Raw genomic sequence first — 1036 nt, 5'->3', positions numbered from 1 at the left:
TGGGAAGACTGCGCCTAACCCGGTATTGACAACGATGAAATATTTTAAAGATGAATATATGGCACATGTAGTTGAAAAAAGATGCCCCTCAAAGGTATGCAAAGGCCTTGGACGGCTTGCTATTGACCCGGATAAATGTCGCGGCTGCGGAAAATGCAGGAAAATATGTCCTGCATCGGCTATTGAAGGCAAAACAAGGGAACCTCATAAAATTGACATTACTCGATGCTTGCGGTGTCTTGCATGTATAGATGCATGCCCCTTTGATGCCATAAGGGAGGAATAAACCATGGAAAAGACTATGAAAATAAACGGAAAACAAGTGTCGTTTACTGATGAAGCCAATCTCTTGGAAGTAATACGAAAAGCCGGCATAGAGCTTCCAACTTTCTGCTATCATTCAGAGCTTTCGGTATATGGTGCATGCAGGATGTGTCTGGTAGAAGATGATAACGGCAGAATAATGGCAGCATGCTCAACCCCGCCCCGCCCCGGAATGTCTGTCAAGACTCATACAGAAAGGCTAATACGCCAGAGAAGGGTTACTTTAGAGCTTTTGCTGGCAAACCACGATAGAGAGTGCACAACCTGTGTAAAGAGCGGCAATTGCCGCCTACAGGAATTGGCAAACATCTTAGGAATTGGGGAAATCCGATTTGGACAGAAAAACGGTAGGCTGCCTATAGACGATTCAAGCCCTGCTATAGTAAGAGATCCAAACAAGTGCATCTTATGTGGAGATTGTGTTAGAATGTGCGAAGAAGTACAAGGCGTAGGTGTGCTGGGTTTTGCATATAGAGGCAGCAATGCCAAGGTTGTGCCGCCTTTTAACAAGAATATTTCCGAAGTCAATTGCGTGGATTGCGGACAATGTGCGGCAGTTTGTCCGACAGGAGCGCTGACAATAGCATCACATATGGAAAAGGTGTGGTCTGCCCTTCACGACCCACAAAAAACAGTAGTAGCTCAGATTGCTCCGGCTGTAAGAGTTTCCCTTGGAGAAGAATTCGGCTTAAAACCCGGTACCCCTGCAACC

Annotated in this window: 2 protein-coding genes; both read left to right on the top strand. The window is 45.8% G+C overall.

Annotated elements, in window-relative coordinates; all coding sequences use genetic code 11:
- On the top strand, window positions 1-286 hold a 286-nt coding region (locus tag BUC45_RS05190), incomplete at its 5' end, for a 4Fe-4S binding protein (protein WP_296970806.1).
- 3 nt (window positions 287-289) lie between these two features.
- Window positions 290-1036: 2Fe-2S iron-sulfur cluster-binding protein (locus BUC45_RS05185; protein WP_296970805.1), on the top strand; the 747-nt coding region annotated here is incomplete at its 3' end.

Origin of the sequence: Tepidanaerobacter sp. EBM-38 (genome assembly GCA_001896545.1) — a bacterium.
Classification (GTDB): domain Bacteria; phylum Bacillota; class Thermosediminibacteria; order Thermosediminibacterales; family Tepidanaerobacteraceae; genus Tepidanaerobacter.
This window is presented reverse-complemented; position numbering and strand designations above follow the sequence as displayed.